The following is a 21,958-nucleotide window of genomic DNA, read 5'->3' on the forward strand; positions in this document are numbered from 1 at the left end:
CTTTTCGCTACAACATCATCGTGATTTTACGAGGGGAAAAATATAGTCTTTAAAGAGTTTTTCCCATCTCTCCGATGTTTTTCGCAAAGAACCCGCATCATCATGACCGTTTTTTATCCATCAATCCCCTTGTTTTTTACGAGCAAAGGTTATTGTAACCAGAATTAAATTTTTGCAACAAATATTTATTGTCCTGAAAAAAGACTTTCATACAGAGTGTAGACAAAGTCAAAAATAAAATCAGTTCTCTTCAGGCTGAGTGAAAACGTTTGTTTTCGAGGCGCGAAGCCTTGGGAGGAGCGGAGTTACCATAATAGGTAATGAGCACCGGACAAGACGAGCAACAAAGAAAGCGAGCGTTTGTCAACAGCCTGTTTCATATTCATTTTCTTTAAATCCCAAAATGACGTTATTGCCGTCTGTCAATAACGGACGCTTAATGAGCATACCATCAGAAGCAAGAATATCAAGCAGTTCGTCCTCGGAAGCGGTCTTCATCTTGTCTTTTAAACCAAGCTCTCTGTATTTCATCCCACTTGTATTAAAAAACTTTTTCAGTTCCAATCCGCTGCTTTTATATAGGTGCTCAAGCTCTGAACGAGAAGGCGGATCTTCAACAATATGTACTTCCTTATACGAAATTTCATGGTTATCGAGCCACTTCTTAGCATTTCGGCAAGTCCCACATTTCGGATACCAATAAAAGGTTAATGCCATGTTTTCACCTACCTATGTTATGTTATCCATATTTAGATAAAGTTTGCCATCTATATTTGAATAGTACCATATGAGCCTGGTCATCACAACGATCGAGATAGACTCTTTCTTTCAACTTTAACGAATTCCCCGTCCAAACAAAACAAAAGATGGTCTCTTCCGAAAGCATGATTATGTGTAGGATCAGTATTAGGATGGTGATCGCTGCCTGCAAGTGCAGGTCTTCAAGTACACAACGACAACAAAGGAAGGAGAGCGGCAATAGCAATCAAATTCAGCGATTTGTGCAGAAGGTCCGTTCCTATCCCCGTGTACGGAAAGGTAACACCCTCCAAAACTTATACAACGTCCTAATCTTACAGAGAAGAGGCAGAACATCTATGTCACAACGATGAATGAAATCAAACAGATCTACGCGAAACGCAAGGAGACAATTGAACGTGTCCTTGCGGATGCGAAGGACAAGCAGGGGATGCGATGGACAACCTTACGAGGTCTTAAAAACAAGTTATGCAGGCAATGTACAAATGATAATTTAAATATGTACAGGATTGCTTGAATAAATATGTACAAAATTGACAACAGAATTCATACTAATCTTGGGTAATTAGTATGTACATAAAATGAAATGTAGAAACAGACTTTGAGATTAACAGTCCTTCGGAGTTACCAAAATTCAAACAAGTAATGGAGCATTTAAAAATGAAAATAAATAAAAGTCAGTTAGCTAGGGATTTGGGTGTGGATCGTAGAACAATTGATAAATATCTAAATGGTTTTATTCCAAAACGTAAGCGTGATAAGCCTTCAAAAATCGATGCTTATTATCAAATAATATCAGCACTTCTATCAGAGGATTCAAAGCAGCAGTTTTATTATCGTAGAGTGCTTTGGCAATATTTAAAGGATAATCATGGTCTTGATGGTTCAGCTTCTACATTCAAAGCTTATATTGCGAGAACACCAGAACTTAAAGCATATTTTGATGAGGACAAAATAATTACCTCTCCTAAAGGAGCAGCTCGTTTTGAAACTCCAGCTGGTAAACTAGCACAATTAGATTGAAAAGAAAGCATTCCCTTTGAAACAAAAGATGGTCATAAATTCCAAAGAGTGGGATAAAATCTTTCAAGAGACGAAGATAGCAAATGCGATTTTAGATCGCATTTTACATCACGCAACAGTCGTTTCAATTGTGGGTGATTCCTATCGGTTAAAGGATCATTTAACAAAGGAAAACGAGTGATTTTGTACATCCTTACGCAAGTGAAATTGTACATATTTGTGTTGACATTTATAAGGTGTATTCGGACAGAACAAGGAAAACAAGAAAGATATTTGTCCGAATGAGAGGTGTATTTGGACCAAACGGGAAAAGCGAGAAAGACATTTGTCCGAATGAGAGGTGTATTCGGACAGAACAACGAGTGAAACTTTTAAGGTCAAGTCCGAATAAGCTCCCAATTCGACTAACCAGAATAAATGTAGTCTGCAAGAGTCCAATATTTAAAACAATCTGCGGAACCAACGTTATTTGCGTTCTCCCTCGACAGAACAGAGGAAAGCAGTTCTAGAAATACTGCAAAAATAGACGGCTGAAAACTTTTCAAGTGGCTCAAGCGACTGCTCCGGAGGCTCACCGCCCCCCGGAAAGCAAGCGTCTGGAGAGGAAATCAACGTTTTTAGCGCAATTCCAATCCAAAAATGACAAAATCCATCGATAGGGAGCCCTTTCGATGGATTTTGTCGACAGTCTGAAGCTCCCCTCAATATGAAGGGAGCTTTACTTTAAGAAAACTTTGTCTGAACTCTTATAATACGTATCTCTCTGCATCAATTAACTTAAGGGACGCTTCGCGCTTTTTAGCAATGACATTAATCGGTGTGTGGCGAGTAAGCTTACGAAGTGTCGAAATCATCATCCGCAATGTGTCACCACTCTCAACCGCCACCAATGTTTCTTTTGCATCTGCTTCGATTTTATTAAAGGCTTCTTGACAGAAAATTTGTGTATAAAGAAGCTTTTGCTGATTCTTCTCAAGACCTGTTTTAGCAATTGCTTTTTCTGTGCGCAAAATAACAGATTCCATTGCATAAACATTCGCAATAATGTCAGCTACATTTACGAAGATTTCCTGCTCTTTATCGACATCTTTTCCGTATTTTTGAGCAGCAAGACCAGCAGCAAGCAACGAGATTTTCTTTCCATTGCCAACAAGAAGCTTCTCTTGTGCTAATGGTTCATCACCTGGTTCTTCTGGCATCAGCATCATTAACTCTTCTTGTAAGGCCATCGCTTTTTGGAAGAGCGGCAGCTCGCCCTTTAGGGCCTTCTTCAAATAAGTGCCTAAGACGAGGAGACGATTGATTTCATTTGTACCTTCAAATATTCGGTTAATACGTGAGTCCCGGTAAGCACGAGCAATTTCGTATTCTTCCATGAATCCGTAACCACCATGAAGCTGAACTCCTTCATCTACAACATAGTCAAGCACTTCTGTATTGAAAAACTTTCCTAAAGAGCATTCAATTGCGTACTCGGCAATTGAGGCAGCTACTGCCTTCCCTCCATTGACTTCTTCATCAGTAAGCTTGCTCATCCGCTCTTCGAATAATCCTACGGTGCGGTATATGGAGCTTTCTGCAGCATATAATTTCGATGCCATCGTCGCAATTTTTTCTTTTGTTAAATTGAAAGCAGATATCGGTGTTTTAAATTGCTGACGTTGATTCGTATATGGAATGGTAATCTCTAATGCCCGTTTCGCTCCCCCTAATGCACCAACGCCTAATTTATAGCGGCCAATGTTCAAAATATTAAAGGCAATAATATGGCCTCTGCCGATTTCACCTAATAAATTCTCTACTGGCACTTCCGCATCTTCAAGAATAAGCGTACGAGTTGATGAGCTTTTAATTCCCATTTTATCCTCTTCAGCACCGGTGGATACCCCAGGAAATTCTCTTTCAACAATAAAAGCTGAGAATTTATCGCCGTCTATTTTTGCATAAACGACAAATACATCCGCAAATCCAGCGTTGGTAATCCATTGTTTTTCTCCATTTAATAGATAATGTGTGCCGGCATCGTTAAGCTTTGCTACCGTTTTTGCTCCAAGTGCATCAGAACCAGAGCTAGGTTCTGTTAAAGCATAAGCGGCAATTTTTTCTCCAGTTGCCAGCTCAGGAAGATACTTTTTCTTTTGTTCTTCGTTCCCAAAAAGGACAATTGGAAGAGAACCAATACCGACGTGGGCCCCATGGGTAATTCCAAATCCACCGGCAATCGCCATTTTTTCAGCAATCAACGCAGAGCTCACCTTATCAAGCGCAAGACCTCCGTATTCTTCAGGAACGTCTGCTCCGAGGAGACCCAGCTCCCCCGCTGATTTTAACAGTTTCACAGAACGATCAAACTCATGCTTTTCAAGATACGGCACTTCAGGTAAAACCTCATTAACAACGAAATCCTCTGTTGTTTTGGCAATCATTACTTGCTCATCGGAAAAATCCTCTGGAGTAAAGACTTGTTCATAGCTCACATCTTCAATAAGAAAGCTTCCACCTTTAATTAGGTTTTCAGTTTGATTTGACATGCGAAAATTCCTCCATTCATTTTAAAGAGATGTATTATTTACACCCCAGATTTAACGTTGCTTACAGCAGCTCAAATACTCCAGCCGCACCCATTCCGCCGCCGATACACATCGTGACGACGCCAAATTGTTCATTGCGACGCTTCATTTCATGTATTAAGGACAATGTTAATTTCGCACCTGTACAGCCAAGCGGATGTCCCAGGGCAATGGCCCCTCCGTTAACATTCACCTTTTCTTCATCCAATCCAAGCTCGCGAATGACTTGAAGGGATTGTGAAGCAAATGCTTCATTCAATTCAAATAGACCAATATCAGACAGTTCTAGTCCAGCTAGTTTCAAAGCTTTCGGGATAGCCACAACCGGGCCAACACCCATAATTTCAGGCGGTACGCCACCAACGGCGAAGGATCTGAACTTGACAAGCGGCCTTAGCCCTTGTGCTTCCGCTTTTTCTCGATCCATTATCAGCACAGCAGCAGCACCATCACTCGTTTGCGAGGAGTTCCCTGCGGTAACAGAACCTGTAACTGAAAAAGCCGGTCGTAATTTAGCCAATGTTGCCACCGTCGATTCAGGACGAACCCCTTCATCTTCGCTAAAAGTAAATGTTTTTTCGACAAGTTTGTTCTTGCTGTCCACATAACGATTTATGACTTCGACCGGGACAATTTCGTCAACAAATTTCCCTTCTTGAATTGCCTTGGCAGCTCTTTGATGACTGCGTACAGCAAAAGCATCCTGATCCTCTCGTGTGATTCCGTATTTTTTTGCTACTTCCTCAGCTGTATGGCCCATGCCCATATAATATTCAGGAGCTGTTTCAGCAAGTTTGGCATTTGGACGGACGACATGCCCCATCATCGGCACCATGCTCATTGACTCTGCTCCGCCTGCTAGAACCGTATCAGCATGACCGATCATAATTTTTTCAGCTCCATAAGCAATCGTTTGCAGACCTGAGGAACAATAACGATTGACTGTTACAGCCGGAACAGTGTCAGGTAGGCCAGCCAAAGCGCCAATATTTCGCGCCATATTCAAACCTTGTTCAGCTTCAGGCATGGCACAACCAATAATTAAGTCATCGATATTTCCTTCGTACCCGCCCGCTCTTCTTAACGTTTCCTTGACAACAAGAGCACCTAAATCATCGGGCCTCATATTTGCAAGCGAACCCTTCTTTGCTTTTCCGACCGGAGTACGCGCTCCTGCAACAATTACCGCTTCTCTCATCTTATTCCCTCTCTTTCTGCTCATTTTTAGGTAAAATCTCGTTATCTACTAACCAGTTTCAAAATCTTATAGCCGATTTTATTTTGAGCCGCTTTTTGCATTTACTCACTCCAAACGTTTAATGGAATAAGAGCAATGCCTAAGGCAGAATCAACAGCAGCATATAACGACTTAAAACAAAATCTCACAAGATTAGGAGCGAATGAAAACAATGTTCACTCTAATTTCACTAATCGCATTGTATAAATCGCTCTTTTACCTCATTGCCTTCTATACTCTAGTTGCGTAACGGCTTTCCTTTAAGAAGCATATGCTGCATGCGCTGCTGGGATTTTGGTTCTGTAACAAGACTTAAGAAAGCCTCCCTTTCTAGATCCAGCAAGTACTGTTCATCAACTTCTGTACCATATGGAACCTTTCCACCTGCGATAACATAGGCAAGTTTCTTGGCAATCTTCATATCATGTTCAGAAATATAACCAGAATAGAACATATTTTGCGCACCCAGCAGCAGTGTTGCATAACCAGGCTCCCCTACAACAGGGACTTTTTTACGAATTGGAGGTGTGTAGCCTTGCTCATGAAGGGCAAGAACAACTTGCTTGGCGTCATAAATTAAGTGATCGCCATTAACACTGATGCCATCAGCTTTGTTTAAGAAATTAAGTTCACGAGCCTCTTCTCCAGAAGTTGAAACCTTTGCCATTGCAATTGTCTCAAAAACAGCGTTCGCCACTTTTTGCAAATCAAAGTCGACACCATTTGGCAAGCTGTTCAAATGCTTCAAGTAAAGCTCTTTATTTCCGCCGCCTCCCGGAATAAGACCCACTCCGGCTTCAACAAGACCCATATAGGTTTCGGAGGAAGCTTGAATATGAGCCGTAGGCAAGCAAACCTCCGCACCTCCACCGAGTGTCATTCCAAATGGAGCAGCTACAACCGGTTTGCGGCTATACTTAATTTTTAAGCTTGCCTGTTGAAAATGTCTTACGACCATATCTAATTCGAATACGTCGTCTTGTGCTTCCATCAAAATCATCGCCAGATTGGCACCGACGCAGAAATTTTTCCCTTGATTACCAATAACAAGACCTTTATAATTTTTTTCTACTTCGTCAATCGCAAAATTAATCATCTGTAAAATATCTAAACCAATTGCATTGCTTTTGGAGTGGAATTCTAGCAATGCTACCCCATCACCGATATCAATTAAGCTTGCACCGCTATTCTTTTTGATAACCCCTTTTTGTTTCTTCATTTTTGCTAGATTGATAACTTTTGGATTTTCTTCTACTAATTTATACTCACCATTTTCGTAAACATACAAATGGCCTTGTTCATCCTCTTTGTAGAATGAGGTAAACCCTTGAGCAAGCATGTCTTTTACCCAAGCTGGAACTGCTATACCCTGCTCTTCCATTTTTTGCACGGATTTTTCAACACCAATTGCATCCCATGCTTCAAATGGTCCTTGCTGCCAGCCAAAGCCCCATTTCATGGCTCGATCGATCGCCACAATGTCGTCTGCTATATGTCCCAGTAAGTCTGCGGAATAAACAAACACAGGACTAAAAATATTCCATAATAATTCTCCAGCTCGATCATCCGCAAATACAAGCGTTTTCATTTTATTGTTTAAACCTTTTGCCTGCTTCGCCATCTCAATCGAAGGTGCCTCTAGTTTTTTACGAGGTCCATACTCAAGGGAAGTAGGATCGATTTCAAGAATTTCTTTCCCTTTTTTCAAGAAAAAGCCTTGGCCTGACTTACTTCCAAGCCAGCCTTTTTCAATCATTTTCTGTAGAAATGGCGGCACCTCGAACACTTCTTTTTCCGCGTCCTCAACTTGGTCATATACATTTCGTGCCACATGAGCAAATGTATCAAGTCCAACTACATCAAGAGTTCTAAACGTGGCGCTCTTCGCTCTGCCAATAAGCGGCCCAGTAACAGAGTCCACTTCACCGACACTATAGCCACGATTTAACATTTCACGAACTGTAATAAGCAAACCATATGTTCCGATTCGATTGGCAATAAAATTTGGGGTGTCCTTTGCTTCTACTACACCTTTACCAAGAACATCCTCACCAAACGTTTTCATGAATGAAAGTACTTCTTTTTCAGTATGCTTCGTTGGAATGACTTCCAAGAGCTTTAAATAACGTGGAGGGTTGAAAAAATGGGTTCCGAGAAAATGCTTTTGAAAATCCTCCGAACGTCCTTCAGCCATCGCTTCCACCGAAATTCCCGAAGTGTTTGAACTTACAATGCTTCCCTGCTTGCGGTATTTATCAACCTTTTCAAAGATTTGCTGTTTAATGGTGAGATTCTCTACAACGACTTCAATGATCCAATCGACGTCACTCAATCGTTGTAGATCGTCCTCAAAATTCCCCGCTTCAATTAAGGCAAGATTCTTCTTGGAAGTTAGAGGTGCTGGTTTTTGCTTTAAAAGCTTTTGGAGTGCCGTTTCGCTGATGCGATTGCGCACCCTTTTATCATCTAGCGTAAAGCCTTGCGCTTTTTCTGCGTCCGTTAGTTCTCGAGGCACAATATCAAGCAATAATGTGGGGATTCCAATATTCGCTAGGTGAGCGGCAATCCCAGAACCCATCACACCAGATCCAAGAACAGCAGCTTTTTTAATTTGTTGAATCAATTCCATCTCCTCCTTCAAGTCCTTGAATGAATACTCATTCATTTTTTAACTAAAAAAAATATTGCTGAATTAAGGAAAGTGAAACTCGTATGCAAAAGCAACTATGAATTTACTTTTTTAAACGATGTTGATACTAAGAGGTATCCCTTCTGCTTTTACATAGAAATAGCCAGCATAAAGTGGTATCTGTTACTATCATCATAAAATATTTGTACTCTTTCCGCAATAATTAGATGCGTAATTTTTAAATTTTTTCGAAAGTTTGCTTTTTATAATTTTATGATTAACGGGCATGTTAACATTGAATTCTATTTGTGGAGGTGTTTATATGGCAAAACGGAAAAATAATCCATCAAAGGCCGGAGTCAGTGCAGCCAGCGTTCAAGGAAATGCAGGACCAGGCTCTGAGATGGGCGACAAGGATAAGAAGAACAGTCAAAATAATCAATTTAAAAGATAAATCGTTTGCTCAACAATTCTGTTTAACCAAGCACATGAAAAAAATTTTACTGATTTTGTTGACATTCTCTTTAAATGGCATTATTATAAAGATATAGTTGATAATGATTATCATTACCAACTGTAGGAACGGCATTGACTGTGCCTTTTCATAGCGAGTACCTTTCCTAATCATAGATGTTAGGCTCAATTTACCCCCTCAACTTAAATTGGGCCCCCCTTCGTTTAAAAAGTCCGTATTTTTACGGACTTTTTTATTTTAAAATATAGATGAAACACCAATGTGGTTAGATTTCCACTCCGGGTGGACGCTTTTTCGCGGGCGGGGTCGAGTCGTTTTATTTAAAATGGTGTTTTTATAATAATACATTTTTAGGATTCGTTGCTTAACTTTGACTCTAAATAAATTTTGAGTCAAAGTTTTAAGAATATAACTGCGGATTGGAGCGAAAGGCGCTTGACTCCTGGGGGATTAGCGGGACAGGTGAGACCCCACAGGAGCATCAGCGACGAGGAGGCTCACCGCCCGCCCCCCGGAAAGCAAGCGCCCGAAGCGGAAATCAGCCTTTTTCCCACCATTCCTAAACGAAAAAATAACAAAAGGTAACGAGAAAGGCTTCTCACTACCTTTTGTCGACAATATGAAGTCCGTATTTTTACGGACTTTTTTCATATTCTCTTCGGATAATGCTACCAAATCAGGAAACAATAACTTCATATCCTTATTCTTAGGAGAATGCATTCTATGAAAAGTCCACTTTTGAAAAAAAATCAAAAAATGCAAGAGCTTGTAAAGATTCTAAAAAAATCAAATGACTTTAAACATGTACAGTACATGAATGAGCAAACAGAAGAACATTTTTCATTAATGTTTATGTCTACAATGGTGGAGGAAAAAATCATTCATGAAAGTATTCTTCCATTTCTATTAGAAGGAAATTTTCACCGTTTAGAGGATGTTAAAAAAATAGTTCCGCTTGAAGAGATTGAGTTTTCTGAAGATCCATTAGAAATAGAAAAAAAGCTCTTTAATGGTTTTGTCGTTCTGTTACTTGAAAAAGAAAAGAATAACTACTGTTTTTTAGGAGCTCACAAAGAAGTCGGCAGAACCATTGGTGTACCGGAAGTTGAATTCAGTGTTATTGGGCCAAAAGAATCCTTTGTTGAATCGATCGAACAAAATTTGAATTTAGTAAGAAAAAGAATTCCGGTAAAGGATCTCATCATCGAGGAACAAACGATCGGCAAATACTCTAAAACAAAAGTCGCCATACTCTATTTAGAAAATATGGCGAATACGGAGAATGTTAACACCGTACGGCAGCGCCTTCAGGAAATTGAGTTTGATCAGATCACCGATAGCTCCTATATCATTCAAATAATATCGGATAATCAAAATTCACCTTTTCCGCAACTTCTAGATACGGAAAGGCCCGATCGGGTCTCATCCAGCATTATTGAAGGGAAGGTTGCCATCATCGTCGATGGATCACCACATGTACTTATTGGCCCAACTACATTAGTCGAGTTTTTCAGTTCTTTCGAAGACTATTTCCTAAACTGGCTCATTTCTTCATTCTTTCGATTGATTCGTTTTTTTGCGGTAATGTTCTCCATACTAGTAACACCGGTTTATGTTGCTACTTTAAGCTATCATTACGAATTAATTCCTAGAGATCTTTTAAATGCCCTTGTAGCTTCACGAATGGCGATTCCCTTTCCCCCCATTCTGGAAGCGCTCTTTCTTGAACTTACAATCGAATTGCTTAGAGAGGCTGGAGCCAGGCTTCCAACAAAAGTTGGCCAAACAATCGGTATTGTTGGAGGAATTGTCATTGGAACTGCAAGTGTTGAAGCGGGGCTTACAAGTAATGTGTTGCTCATCATTATTGCACTAGCTGCTTTGGCTTCCTTTACAACTCCCGTTTATCGTATTGGTAACACCATTCGTTTACTGCGCTTCCCATTTTTATTTTTTGCTGAACTATGGGGCTTTCTAGGCATCGTCCTGAGTTTTTGTATTTTATTGATTCATTTAAGCCGACTAACCTCTTTAGGCAGACCATACCTTGAACCGTTATATCCACCAAGAAGAGTTGATTTTAAAGATGCCTTAATTCGATTATCTTTTAAACACCAAACGAAAAGGCCATTGTTTTTAAATTCTAAAAAACCTGAACGCATAAGTGCGAAAAAAGCAAAAGAAAAAAAAGATATTGATGAATAGGGGGCTTCCTTATGAGCATGAGCATTCCTGAAAACAAAAAAGTGTCGCCCTTTCTCGTATTTTTTATCATTAATACTATGCAGTTCGGTATCGGGGTTCTCGGCTTTCAACGAATTATCGCCAAATATGCCGGTTACGATGGATGGATTTCCGTCATTATAACTGGCATAGGAATCCATATTTTACTTTGGATGATGTATAAAATGCTCAAAATCGTTGACGGAGATATTGTTTCTATTCACAGCTTTGTGTTTGGGAAGACAATAGGTAAAATACTGAGTGCTTTTTTTATCATTTATTTTTGTCTGCTAACTGTCATGGTTTTGAGAACATATATTGAGATTGTACAAGTATGGATGTTTCCGACATTAGAAACCTTTTGGTTTGCACTAGTATTTTTAGCAGTAGTAGTCTATGCCAATTTCGGAGGATTCAGAACGATAACAGGAATTGCCTTTTTTAGCATTGTTCTCCCTTCTTACATTCTGGCAATATTTCTGTTTACAATTCCCTATTCAGAATTCGATAATATGCTCCCTATTTTTGAGCATTCGATTAAAGATATTCTTACTGCTAGCAAAAATATGTCTTTAACTGTTATTGGTTTTGAAACACTACTTGTTTTTTACCCTTTCATAAAAGAGCCTGAAAAATCAAAAAAATGGGGTCATTTAGCCATTTTATACACTACTTTTCTTTGTCTTTATTTAACGGTTTTAACCTTTGCATACTTTCCGGAGAAGCAGCTGCAACTCAATATATGGCCAACTTTGACAATGTGGAAAATCATTGCAATGCCCTTTGTAGAACGTTTTGAATATATCGGTATTGCAAACTGGTGCTTAGTTATTCTTCCAAATGCTTGTATATCTTTATGGTGTGCTAGCCATATAGCCAAAAGATTGTTTTCATTTACTGTAAGGAAAACTGTACCAATTTTAGCGCTTCTTTGTCTAATAGGCACAAGCCTTTTATTTACGAGAACTCAAATCAATTTTCTCAGCGATCTCGTTAGTAATGTCGGTTTTTATCTTACTTTTGGTTATATTCCATTGCTTTTTATTTCCACTTTAATTGCAAAGAAGGTGAAAAAGAAATGAAGTCAATCTATACAGCAATTTCCATTTTGTGCATTTATCTTCTCCTAACAGGCTGTGTTAAAAAAGAAATATTGGATGAAATCTATTTAATAGAATCAATTGGATTTGATCACTCTAAAGAAAAATCTAATAAAGGAATGATTGTTGGAACGATTTTATATCCTATTTATCAGCCTGATCAACCACCTAAAAATAAAACATTAACTGCTGAGGCACATATTAAAAAATCAGTACTGCAAGAAATTCAGCTCCAGTCTGCCAACCCAATTGTCACAGGAAGTATGGAGATCGTCCTGTTTTCGAAAGAATTGGCAACAAATGAAGGAGTACTTGAACTAATTGATCCCTTCCAAAGAGACCCTGCGGTTGGATCTGGACTTTATTTAGCAGTAGTAGATGGTGAAGCAAAAGAACTAATGGAAGGAAATTACGGGATCAGAGGGAATGCTACCTACTTTTCAAATTTAATTGAAAATAACATAAAGAATGAAGATCTGCCAAAAACTAACCTTCACAAATTTCTCTTTTCGTACTATCAAAAAGGGCAGACCCCATTCATGCCACAACTTAAGCGTATTTCAAAAGAAAAGGTTCTCTTAAATGGGATTTGTTTTTTTAAACACGGAAAAATCGTTCACACCATCTCACCGCAGGAAATGTTCTTCTTTAGACTTCTTGTTGACAAATATAGCAACGGTTTACACAGAGTCAAAATCGATGAAGGCGAAGCAGCCATACGAAGCATTCGTTCAGTTCATCGGTTCAAATTAACGAATCGTTTTCCAAAGGAAGTCACTGTCCAAATAAAGGTGCATGGAATCATTAATGAATATACAGGGACAAAAGTAACACCAAAAGTAATTGACTCATTACAAAAAGAATTCGAAAAAGAAATTGATGAAGAATGTAAAAAATTAATAGAATCTTTTAAAGAAAATAAAATTGATCCTATCGGTTTTGGACATTTCATGAAAACACAAATACGAAACTTTGACCTAACTGATTGGACAGACAGTCAATTTCAGAATTTGATTGTTAAGTTAGAGCCTGATGTCACTATTGCTGAAGCAGGTGTCATTGAATAACAATGAAAAGTCCAATTCACAAATCATGAATTGGACTTTTCTATTTCTGTATAACCGATCCTTTTATTCGGAAAACATATACTTTTTATAGTGATAGCGAATGGAGAAAATTAAACTAAGGGCAAGCATATTCCCCATTAAGGAGCTGCCTCCATAACTTATAAATGGAAGGGGAATTCCTGTAATCGGAAGGATCCCAATCGTCATACCAATATTTTGAAAAACATGAAACGTAATCATACTTATTACACCAACACAAATATAAGTATAAAAAGGATTTTTTGTTTCCATTCCCACTCTTGTTATATGATAAATAAGGAGGAAAAATAAACTCACAAGAAGACTCGCTCCAACGAAACCATATTCCTCTCCCACTACACTAAAGATAAAGTCTGTATGACTTTCAGGCAAATATACTTCCCTTGTGCCAAAGCCTTTCCCGCTTGTTTGTCCAGACCCAATGGCAAGGAGAGACCTTGTTAATTGATAGCCAGAAGTACTGGAGTAATTATAAGGGTCAAGCCATGAATAAATACGGCCAAATTGATATTGTTTTACTCCTAAGTATTTCTCCAAAATTTCAGGTTTTACTAGAACAAAATAAAAAATGATGGAAACAAGTGAAGCACCGAAAGCAAAAATAGGCATAAGGATTTTCCAAGTGATGCCGGAAATAAAAATCATTCCTAGCATAATTGCAATTAAAACGAGGGCTGTTCCAAGGTCGGGCTGCTTCATAACAAGCAGCAAAGGCGCAGCTGTCACAATGCCGATTTTTATCAATAACCAACCATCACTTTTTATTGTTTTAAATTGATTTTTCTCATGATGATCTGAGATAAGTTTTGCTAAAGCCAAAATCAGAAATACCTTTACAAATTCAGATGGTTGTAAAGAGCCGATCCCCGGTGCCCTGAACCAACTTTTCGCTCCATTAATCACGGGTGCAATGCTGCTTGGAGCGACAAGCAGAAATCCAAGAAGAAGGAGCCCCAGTCCATAAAAGTACCAGGAAAGCTTTTTTAACTGGTCTGAATCAAAGGCAATCATCACGGCAATGATAACCGCCCCAATTCCGTACCAAACAATTTGTTTTAAGAGAAAGTTCTCTCCATATTGTCCTGTCGATTGAGCACTGTAAATCGCAATACAGCTTGCGATGAATAATAAAAATAAAATAAAAACAAGATTAAAATCAAACCTGGATGTCGAATTTTTCTCAGTCGTCATGATTATTCTCCCTTAGATATACATCAAACAAAATAGAAATACAGTAAGAACAAATGAAACTGCTCTTCTTATATATTTTATTCCTTGCAAAAGGCTTATCACTTGATTTTTCAAATGGCTTTGTTATATGTCGGTACTGATCTTTCGCTCAGTTTTTCTTTAACCTTCCAGTATAACTAAAAGGGGCGCGAAACCAAGGCTTCATACGAAAAATTGTATGATCAATCATTTGGTTTCCCAAAGCCTTTTAATAAATAAGCTGCCATTCTTCATTATATTTATCCTAAAGGAAAATCACAACTTTTCAAAGCTGCTGGATACTGTTACCTATTAAAGTTAAGTTGAATTATTAATGAGACGTTGTACAAAGATGATTGATGAACAACCATTTTTCACATGGATTGGCAAATGTCCTAAATAAAAAACAAACAGAATTAAATTCCAGAAACAATGAAACCAACCATAATTCTGCAACGTTAAAATGTTCATTTTTATTTGAAGGTGCCATTAGGAACTCGGCTTATTAATATATTTTTCGATAATATCTGCTTGAAGCTTTCTTAAATTATCCGGCACCTGTGGAATAGAATAGCCAATATACAAAGGTGTCGTTACAAATCGGGGGACAATTTTTGCATAAATTACTTCATCCATGCGATAAAAAAAGAGATTATAACTACTTGCCCTGAATGGAAACTCATTAAGTATATAATGAACGGCGATCTGGATATATGAGGCGAAGGACGGCAATTGCTGCAAATTGCTCATCCTTACATTAAATTCATAAAAGCCAACCTTTGGCTTAGTTGAAAGCGAAAAAAGGACATCACTTTCCTCTGCAATCTTCAGTCCTTCAAATATAGAAGAGGAGACATTTTCCATATAATCAATCGTCTTTAATCCGATAATTTGCATGTGTGGATGGGCAATCGATCCTCCGGATAAGGGACCATGATTTTTGAAAAATAAAACAGATTGATATTCTCCACCTTCCTCCATTGCCTGCCAATGCTTCAGCGCAAAGGTAAATAATCTCACTAAATGTTCTTTTGTGTACAATGAAAGTTCACCGGAACAATCGTCCGTTTCAATTAATACTGTTTGAAAGGCATTTTCGAGCACCGGATATTTATTTTTTAGTAAGATGATAGGACCATCTACATCGATGAGATCAGTCAGCTCTTCCCTCGCGCAAAATGGGCAGCGTGTATTTTTATTGCGAATACTCTCAGGTTTTTGAACCCCTATTTCTGTATTAAAAAACAAATGTATATCACTCATCGGTTCACCTACTTTTCCCCTTTTCATTAACTCTATTGTATTGGAATATGACTAATTTAGCGAACCTTTCACATTCAACTAAAACGACATTTATATGTAATGACACGCTTCAGCAAAATTCTCATTATGATAGATGCGGAGATAAACAATGATGAAACTTGCTAGTATTTAGTGATTGGACATATGAGATGAAATCAATTCTAATACAAGGCTGTTTAGTTTATATATGACGATTAATGCGGCATTTTTAACTATTAGTACCGTTATTATTAATTTTTACTGACCTCCCAACAAATTACATGGACCAACCACTAAATTTGTGAACAAAATATGAACGTTCCGAACAATACTTAACAATACTTAATGAAATGTAATAAAGATCACAGTTTGAACTTAACTCAATTTAGTAAGCTAAGACAAGAAATGATGAGGTTAGGTGATGGCAATGAATGATGAAACCTATACGGTCGAAGAGGTTGCTAAGCTTTTTAAAATTTCAAAGCACACTGTTTATGAGCTTATTAAACGGAGAGAGCTTCATGCTTTTAAGGTTGGAAATAAGATGCGCATTGATAAAATCGAAGTTGAGAGATTTAAGAAAGCGGACTCCTCTGCGGGGATGAATGAGCAGGCCCTATCTCTCCTACTTGCTGGCAGTCATGATTTTTTAATCGAACATTTAATTAAATATGTAACAAAGCAAGCTGATTTCTTATCCATTCAACCTACCTATATCGGAAGCCTAGAAGGGCTTATGATGCTTTATCGAGGCAACTGTGATGTTGCTGCCATTCACCTTCTAGATCCTTCTTCCGGGGAATACAATCTTCCCTTTATAAAGTTGTTCTTTGTCCATGAACCGCTCACAGTCATTCGTTTAGCCAGTCGTGAGCAAGGCTTTATTGTGGCTCAGGGGAATCCAAAAGAAATCCAAGATTTTACGGATTTAACGAGAAAAGAAATTACTTTTGTTAATCGGCAAAAGGGTTCTGGGACTAGATTTCTGTTAGATTCACATCTAGCGAAGGCAAACATTGAGCCAAGTGCAATAAAGGGCTACGGCAATGAGGAATGGAATCATCTTTCAACCGCCACATATATTAGTCGGGGAATCGCAGATGTGGGGTTAGGAATTCGTTCTGCTGCAGAACAGCTTAATTTAGATTTTATCCCGGTTGCGAATGAACAATTTGATTTAGTACTGCGCTGGAATAAAAAGAATAAAGATGCCCTTAAGCATCTGCTGGATATTATCCAATTAACTAGCTTTAAAGAGAGCATTCGTTCTCTTAAAGGATATAACACCCATGAATTCGGGAAAATCATTCATGAAAAAAATAGGGGGAAACAGTAATGAATTTAAAACGCTTTTTATCCACAACACTAATTGCATTCCTACTTGTCTTTATTGCGGCATGTGGGAATACAGAAAACGACAGGAATGAAGGAGCAACTCCAGAACAGGAGACTCCTACTAAAGAGGAAGCAGTTGATGCAACAGAGCTGATTTTAGCAACGACAACGAGTACGCAGGATAGCGGCTTATTAGATGAAGTGATCATTCCTTTATTTGAAGAGGAACACCCATACAAAGTTAAAACTATTGCTGTTGGAACTGGACAAGCTCTTGAAATGGGAGTAAATGGAGAAGCAGATGTTTTATTAACTCATGCACCGGATGCAGAGCAAGAACTCGTTGACAACGGTGATGTCCAAAACTACAAACGTATCATGTATAATGATTTTATTATTGTTGGACCTTCGGCTGATCCGGCAGGAATTAAAGGATTAGAAGTTTCAGAGGCTTTCCAAAAATTATATGACGAAAACGCCGTATTTGTTTCTCGTGGCGATGACTCTGGTACGCATAAAATGGAATTAGGACTATGGGAGGCGATCAATATCACTCCAACTGATAATTCTTCATATGTGGAAACTGGACAAGGGATGGGGAATACCCTACAAGTTGCCAATGAAAAAGAAGGCTACGTACTTACAGATAGAGCGACTTACCTAGCTCAAAAGGACAATTACTCTGATATGGATATTATTGTCGAAGGCGACGATGCTTTATTGAATATCTATCACGTTATGGAAGTAAACCCGGAAAAGAACGACTTAATTAACAATGATGGCGCGAACGCATTTGTGGAATTTTTAATTAAGCCTGAAGTTCAAGATGCGATTGAAGAATTCGGAAAAGAGGAATATGGTCAATCTCTATTCTTTAAATATACTGAATAACTCTATTACACCACTCTCTATATAGTTAAAATAAAACCCATTTAATGCTGTTCCATTTTCTAAGTGTAGACAACATCTAAAATCAGCCACCATCAGACTGATTGAAAACATTTGCCGTATCACAGTGCGAAGCCTTGGGAGGAGCGGAGTTACCATAGTAGGTAATGAGCCAGCAAACAAGGAGAGTAACGAAGAAAGCGAGCGTTTGCGGGCGGCCTGAAATACCTAGTAATCTGTACTAGGTATTTTCTTTAATCTAGAAACGAACGGATGGAATCAATATGGACTTATTAATTGATGGACTAACACGGGCGGTCGAAATGATCATTACTGGTGATCGTGAAGTTTATGAAATCACTTGGCGGACATTACGGATTTCCTTAACGGCCATTTTAATCAGCACGTTAATTGGAATTCCTCTCGGGATTTTATTAGGTTTAACAAAATTTCGCGGTAGAAAGCTATTATTGGTTTTCATTAATATTGGAATGGGGCTTCCACCTGTTGTCGCAGGACTTTGGATCACCATATTTCTATGGCGCTCTGGTCCACTCGGACATCTTTCTCTTCTCTATACTCCAACGGCGATTGTTTTAGCACAAATACTCGTCTCTTTACCTATTTTAATTGGACTTACAAGCAGCGCATTCCAACAAATTGACGAGAAAATGCTTCTGCAAATCAAAGCCCTTGGGGCAACAAAACTACAATCGCTAAAAATCCTCTTAAACGAAACAAGGATTGCGATCCTAGCAGCTATAATCGCCGGATTCGGCAGAGTAATTGCAGAAGTGGGAGCGGCCATGATGGTGGGGGGAAACATTAAAGGAGATACTAGAATCTTAACCACCTCCATTGTCATGGAAGTATCAAAGGGGAATTTCGATGTTGCTTTTGCCCTATCGTTCATTATTATGTCACTAGCATTTATGATTACCTTCTTTTTAACCTTTTTACAGCAAAGGAGTCGAAGATCATGAATACTCTTTTAAGGCTAGAAAATATGACTTACATGGCCCAGCAAAAAACCATTCTCTCGATTCCCTCTTTTTCAATTAAACAAGGAGAGATCATCGGGATAATGGGACCAAACGGAGCTGGAAAAAGTACGCTATTAAAGCTTCTTTCACTACTCGATTCTCCTAGCGAAGGACAAATCTTTTTAAAAGAGAAACCGCTCTCTGAACAAAAAATTACAATCGATCTGCGCAGGAAATTTGCGATCGCTCTTCAACAATCTTTGCTATTAAATACCTCTGTCTACCAAAATGTTGCACTTGGCCTGAAAATTCGTAAGCTTGCCAAACCTATTATAAATGACAAAGTTGAATACTGGTTAGACAAGTTTAACATCTCTCATCTTGCCAAAAAACACGCCTTTCATTTGTCTGGTGGGGAAGCGCAAAGAGTAAATTTAGCACGGGCGATGGTTCTAGAACCAGAAGTACTATTTTTAGACGAGCCTTTTTCTGCACTTGACTTTCCAACTAAGGTACAGCTTTTAAAGGAATTAAAAGAAATTTTAAATTCTACCCGGACGACAACCGTATTTGTGAGCCATGATCTTTTAGAGGTGAAATATTTAACAGACCGCCTCTCGATTCTTATGAATGGGAAAATTCAACAAACGGGGACAACTGCCGAAGTAATTGAAAAACCAAATGAAACTACTGCATCTTTCATTAATCAATGGAAAGAATTTATTCATTAAAGCACAGCAACAAGCGCACAAATTTGGAGTCATTAAATGGGTAGTACATTTCTTCTATCATCGGTGCATTCCTTTATAAAATTACAGTTAAGATTCCATTTAGATATTTGCTTGTGCTAGACTCACGTACACCAATTAAAAAGGGAGCCGCAATCGAAATGAGCCAAAAATTAATAGCGACATATACAAAGCCAAATAAAAAAAGAGAGTAGCATGTGTCCATGCTACTTTTATATTTAGGAGGTGTGGGTTGTTTGAGTTTTGTAACTGTGGGAAAGTGAAATGTGAGCCATGCCTGCCAAGTAAGATTATAAAATATCGATTTGAACAAGTAATGCAAGAAGTAATTGCAGTAATAGTTGAATTGATATTGCTACATCAGTATCAGTTGTTGTTACTTCAATATCACGAGAATTTTCGATGCAAATTGTTTGACGGTTTACTTGTTGCATTGAAGAGAACTGGAGTAAGTCTTGTGTTACTGCTTCTGCTTGCTCACTATCTGCAATCGTGATGTTAATTACAATCGCAATCGCAATTTGGATAGCCACTTGTAGAGAAACTGCTACTTGAGTATCAGTTGTTGTAACTTTAATATCGCAGCTGTCTTTAATAATAATTTTTTCGTTAGATCTTTGTTCAATATCAGATATCTGGTCGAAATTTTGGAGAACTTGATTATCATCATAATTTGAAGATGGGAAATGGCTAGTTGGATCAAGTGCGTTCCACTTTTTGAAATCTCCTCCTACTCCACATTGGCAAGTGTCATAGCCGCATTTATTACATGATTTTTTATGGTATCTGTGATCGTATCTGTCATCTCGCACATCGCGTGCATATTCTGTTCTTTCACCTAACATTTATATCTCTCCTTTACCTTTTAATTTTTCTTTCTTAATCTGTCCCTTAAAGTTGTTCGGGTTTTCTTTGGTTTTTCGCCTTTTGCCTGGACAGTATTTTCATTTGTTTCTTTCGTCTTGTTTACGAATTCATTTACTTGTTTTTCTAGGTCCTGATAAAGTTTTCTAATATGCTCTTTTTCATCATCCGAAAGCTCCCTTAACTTAAGGTCTTCCTTATTCTTCTTGAACACGTCTTTAACGTGTAATCCAAGAAGTGATTTAGAAAGTTCTTGCAAATTTTGATTCATATCTCCCAACCATCTCACCCCCTTGAGCACTTATATTACTTAATATGTTGTTGCCCTAGCTTCGTTGCGGGCTTTTCCACTAGACCTATAAGAAAAGGCGTTTGCATTAGTAGATTCGCCCTTGAAAATAAGCCCTCTTCTCATGTCATCGCCTTGACTAGAAGAGCCTGTTCATAAATGCTTTTCCTTTATTGCAAAGGAATAGGAAATTTTATATATACCTATATGCTTGTATATGCTGAATCTGTCTCATGAGTGAGCCCAAAAATCAACATCCGGGTTATAAATCTCGAAAAATTTTATTATGCATATCGGCAGCAATGCTTAACTATAATAAAATGGGCCAAAATTGTGAAAATTTTTCTTAAAGTTGAATAAAATTCCTCCGTTTGGTAACAATGAAAATACAAGTGTAATTCCCCCTTTTTTTGACCTCTTTATGAGGTCAATTTTTTTGTATATATGCATGCTAAATGAGATAGACTAGTCCAAAGAGAGGTGAGCTTCATGACGAAAAAAATGAATAAAGGAAGCAAAAATCAAAACTCCCCAGATGCAGAGTTTGCAAAAGAAATAACAAGCGGAGATAATAGCAAGGGGAACAAACGCAATAAAGCTAAGCATTCAAAAAATGACAGAACAAAATTAAACGAAGATGCATTCCGGAAAAATCGTGATTAATTCCAGAATTTTTCTGCTTAATTCCGGAAAAGGCAGATATATTTCCGGAAAAATTGCATGAATTCCGGAATTTCACCCTACAATTCCAGAAACATAAGAAAAACCAGGCAAAACCGCCCGGACTTTTTTGTTAAGTTTGTATTCTATTCCATGTACTCCTTTATCGGATTCAGGATACATTTGTCCACCACATTTTTCGCATGAAAACATAGGGGTCGTTGGATCTCCATCATCTAGTAGCTCAAAGTCCCTGACCACATTAAAACGGAAAATCCTCCTTTCCATGATGCACCAAACAAAGCCGACTTTCTGTTTGCTTTATAGGCATTTCGATGGAGTTTTTCCCATCTGTCTTGACCTTATAGTTAAACGTCACGTTTTGACCAGCATATGCTTCGATTCGATTCATTCCCATTGCGATCGACGAATACTAAATGAAGATCTTTTCTCGATATCGGTCTTTATACTGTTATTGTCCCTATATAGTAGACAGTTTTAGAAAAACAGTCACTCTCGAATTCATGATATAGTGGTTGTACAGGGTTATAGAGAGAGGAATGATTGAGATGGAGAAG

17 protein-coding genes and 3 pseudogenes are annotated in these 21,958 nt (G+C 38.3%); 12 read left to right on the forward strand and 8 right to left on the reverse strand.

Annotated features, from left to right (window positions below; translation table 11 throughout):
• Positions 1–363 precede the first annotated feature (363 nt).
• Positions 364–717, reverse strand: coding sequence for an arsenate reductase family protein (locus FCJ93_RS22760; protein ID WP_095311459.1), 354 nt, complete (start codon positions 715–717; stop codon positions 364–366).
• Between the two features lie 340 nt (positions 718–1,057).
• On the opposite strand from FCJ93_RS22760, the pseudogene FCJ93_RS26005 reads away from it, so the two are divergent.
• The 3 pseudogenes from FCJ93_RS26005 to FCJ93_RS22775 form a co-directional block, all read left to right on the forward strand.
• A pseudogene (locus FCJ93_RS26005) lies at positions 1,058–1,219 on the forward strand (transposase); the annotation flags it as partial.
• A gap of 146 nt (positions 1,220–1,365) precedes the next feature.
• Positions 1,366–1,779: pseudogene (locus tag FCJ93_RS22770) on the forward strand (IS21 family transposase); the annotation flags it as partial.
• 37 nt (positions 1,780–1,816) lie between these two features.
• A pseudogene (locus FCJ93_RS22775) lies at positions 1,817–1,963 on the forward strand (ATP-binding protein); the annotation flags it as partial.
• Between the two features lie 565 nt (positions 1,964–2,528).
• Here the strand turns inward: FCJ93_RS22775 and FCJ93_RS22780 are convergent.
• The 3 genes from FCJ93_RS22780 to FCJ93_RS22790 all read right to left on the reverse strand — a co-directional run bounded on the left by FCJ93_RS22780 (position 2,529) and on the right by FCJ93_RS22790 (position 8,209).
• Positions 2,529–4,313, reverse strand: a complete 1,785-nt coding sequence (locus FCJ93_RS22780; protein WP_095311462.1) for an acyl-CoA dehydrogenase family protein — start codon at positions 4,311–4,313, stop codon at positions 2,529–2,531.
• A 61-nt stretch (positions 4,314–4,374) separates the two neighbouring features.
• Entirely contained in the window at positions 4,375–5,550 is a 1,176-nt protein-coding gene (locus tag FCJ93_RS22785) for an acetyl-CoA C-acetyltransferase (RefSeq protein WP_095311465.1), read from the reverse strand.
• Between the two features lie 277 nt (positions 5,551–5,827).
• Entirely contained in the window at positions 5,828–8,209 is a 2,382-nt protein-coding gene (locus FCJ93_RS22790) for a 3-hydroxyacyl-CoA dehydrogenase/enoyl-CoA hydratase family protein (protein WP_095311504.1), read from the reverse strand.
• Positions 8,210–8,540: 331 nt separating this feature from the next.
• On the opposite strand from FCJ93_RS22790, the gene FCJ93_RS22795 reads away from it, so the two are divergent.
• From FCJ93_RS22795 to FCJ93_RS22810, 4 genes are all read left to right on the forward strand, one after another.
• Entirely contained in the window at positions 8,541–8,672 is a 132-nt protein-coding gene (locus FCJ93_RS22795; protein WP_095311467.1) for a YuzL family protein, read from the forward strand.
• 744 nt (positions 8,673–9,416) lie between these two features.
• Complete coding sequence (locus tag FCJ93_RS22800; protein WP_095311473.1) at positions 9,417–10,898, forward strand: spore germination protein; 1,482 nt, start codon at positions 9,417–9,419, stop codon at positions 10,896–10,898.
• A gap of 11 nt (positions 10,899–10,909) precedes the next feature.
• Positions 10,910–11,998 carry a GerAB/ArcD/ProY family transporter gene (locus FCJ93_RS22805; protein WP_095311475.1) on the forward strand — a complete coding sequence of 363 codons (1,089 nt, stop codon included), beginning with the start codon at positions 10,910–10,912 and terminating at the stop codon, positions 11,996–11,998.
• Positions 11,995–13,083, forward strand: coding sequence for a Ger(x)C family spore germination protein (locus FCJ93_RS22810; protein ID WP_095311477.1), 1,089 nt, complete (start codon positions 11,995–11,997; stop codon positions 13,081–13,083). Before FCJ93_RS22805 ends, FCJ93_RS22810 begins: the two co-directional genes overlap by 4 nt.
• Positions 13,084–13,146: 63 nt before the next feature.
• Here the strand turns inward: FCJ93_RS22810 and rodA are convergent, their stop codons facing one another.
• Both rodA and FCJ93_RS22820 read right to left on the reverse strand, forming a co-directional pair.
• Positions 13,147–14,313: a rod shape-determining protein RodA gene (gene rodA, locus FCJ93_RS22815; RefSeq protein ID WP_095311479.1), complete on the reverse strand. Its 1,167-nt coding sequence runs from the start codon at positions 14,311–14,313 to the stop codon at positions 13,147–13,149.
• A 507-nt stretch (positions 14,314–14,820) separates the two neighbouring features.
• Positions 14,821–15,594, reverse strand: a complete 774-nt coding sequence (locus FCJ93_RS22820; RefSeq protein WP_137744769.1) for a DUF4931 domain-containing protein — start codon at positions 15,592–15,594, stop codon at positions 14,821–14,823.
• A 439-nt stretch (positions 15,595–16,033) separates the two neighbouring features.
• Between FCJ93_RS22820 and FCJ93_RS22825 the strand changes: the two genes are divergently transcribed.
• From FCJ93_RS22825 to FCJ93_RS22840, 4 genes are all read left to right on the forward strand, one after another.
• The gene (locus tag FCJ93_RS22825; RefSeq protein WP_235879575.1) at positions 16,034–16,948 is read left to right on the forward strand and encodes a substrate-binding domain-containing protein; all 915 of its coding nucleotides are present in this window, start codon (positions 16,034–16,036) and stop codon (positions 16,946–16,948) included.
• Positions 16,948–17,838 carry a substrate-binding domain-containing protein gene (locus tag FCJ93_RS22830; RefSeq protein WP_095311483.1) on the forward strand — a complete coding sequence of 297 codons (891 nt, stop codon included), beginning with the start codon at positions 16,948–16,950 and terminating at the stop codon, positions 17,836–17,838. Before FCJ93_RS22825 ends, FCJ93_RS22830 begins: the two co-directional genes overlap by 1 nt.
• Positions 17,839–18,119: 281 nt before the next feature.
• On the forward strand, positions 18,120–18,818 hold the full coding sequence (locus FCJ93_RS22835) for an ABC transporter permease (RefSeq protein WP_095311485.1): 699 nt from the start codon (positions 18,120–18,122) through the stop codon (positions 18,816–18,818).
• A complete protein-coding gene (locus FCJ93_RS22840; RefSeq protein ID WP_137744770.1) occupies positions 18,815–19,549 on the forward strand; it encodes an ATP-binding cassette domain-containing protein in 735 nt (244 codons plus the stop codon). Before FCJ93_RS22835 ends, FCJ93_RS22840 begins: the two co-directional genes overlap by 4 nt.
• Before the next feature lie 308 nt (positions 19,550–19,857).
• Here the strand turns inward: FCJ93_RS22840 and FCJ93_RS22845 are convergent, their stop codons facing one another.
• Both FCJ93_RS22845 and FCJ93_RS22850 read right to left on the reverse strand, forming a co-directional pair.
• The gene (locus FCJ93_RS22845) at positions 19,858–20,412 is read right to left on the reverse strand and encodes a spore coat protein (RefSeq protein WP_095311488.1); all 555 of its coding nucleotides are present in this window, start codon (positions 20,410–20,412) and stop codon (positions 19,858–19,860) included.
• Positions 20,413–20,432: 20 nt separating this feature from the next.
• Complete coding sequence (locus FCJ93_RS22850) at positions 20,433–20,711, reverse strand: hypothetical protein (protein WP_095311490.1); 279 nt, start codon at positions 20,709–20,711, stop codon at positions 20,433–20,435.
• 498 nt (positions 20,712–21,209) lie between these two features.
• Here FCJ93_RS22850 and FCJ93_RS25155 point away from each other — a divergent pair, with 498 nt between their 5' ends.
• Positions 21,210–21,383, forward strand: coding sequence for a hypothetical protein (locus tag FCJ93_RS25155; protein ID WP_170211390.1), 174 nt, complete (start codon positions 21,210–21,212; stop codon positions 21,381–21,383).
• Positions 21,384–21,958: the final 575 nt, after the last annotated feature.

This window comes from Robertmurraya siralis (genome assembly GCF_005502275.1).
GTDB lineage: Bacteria > Bacillota > Bacilli > Bacillales > Cytobacillaceae > Robertmurraya > Robertmurraya siralis.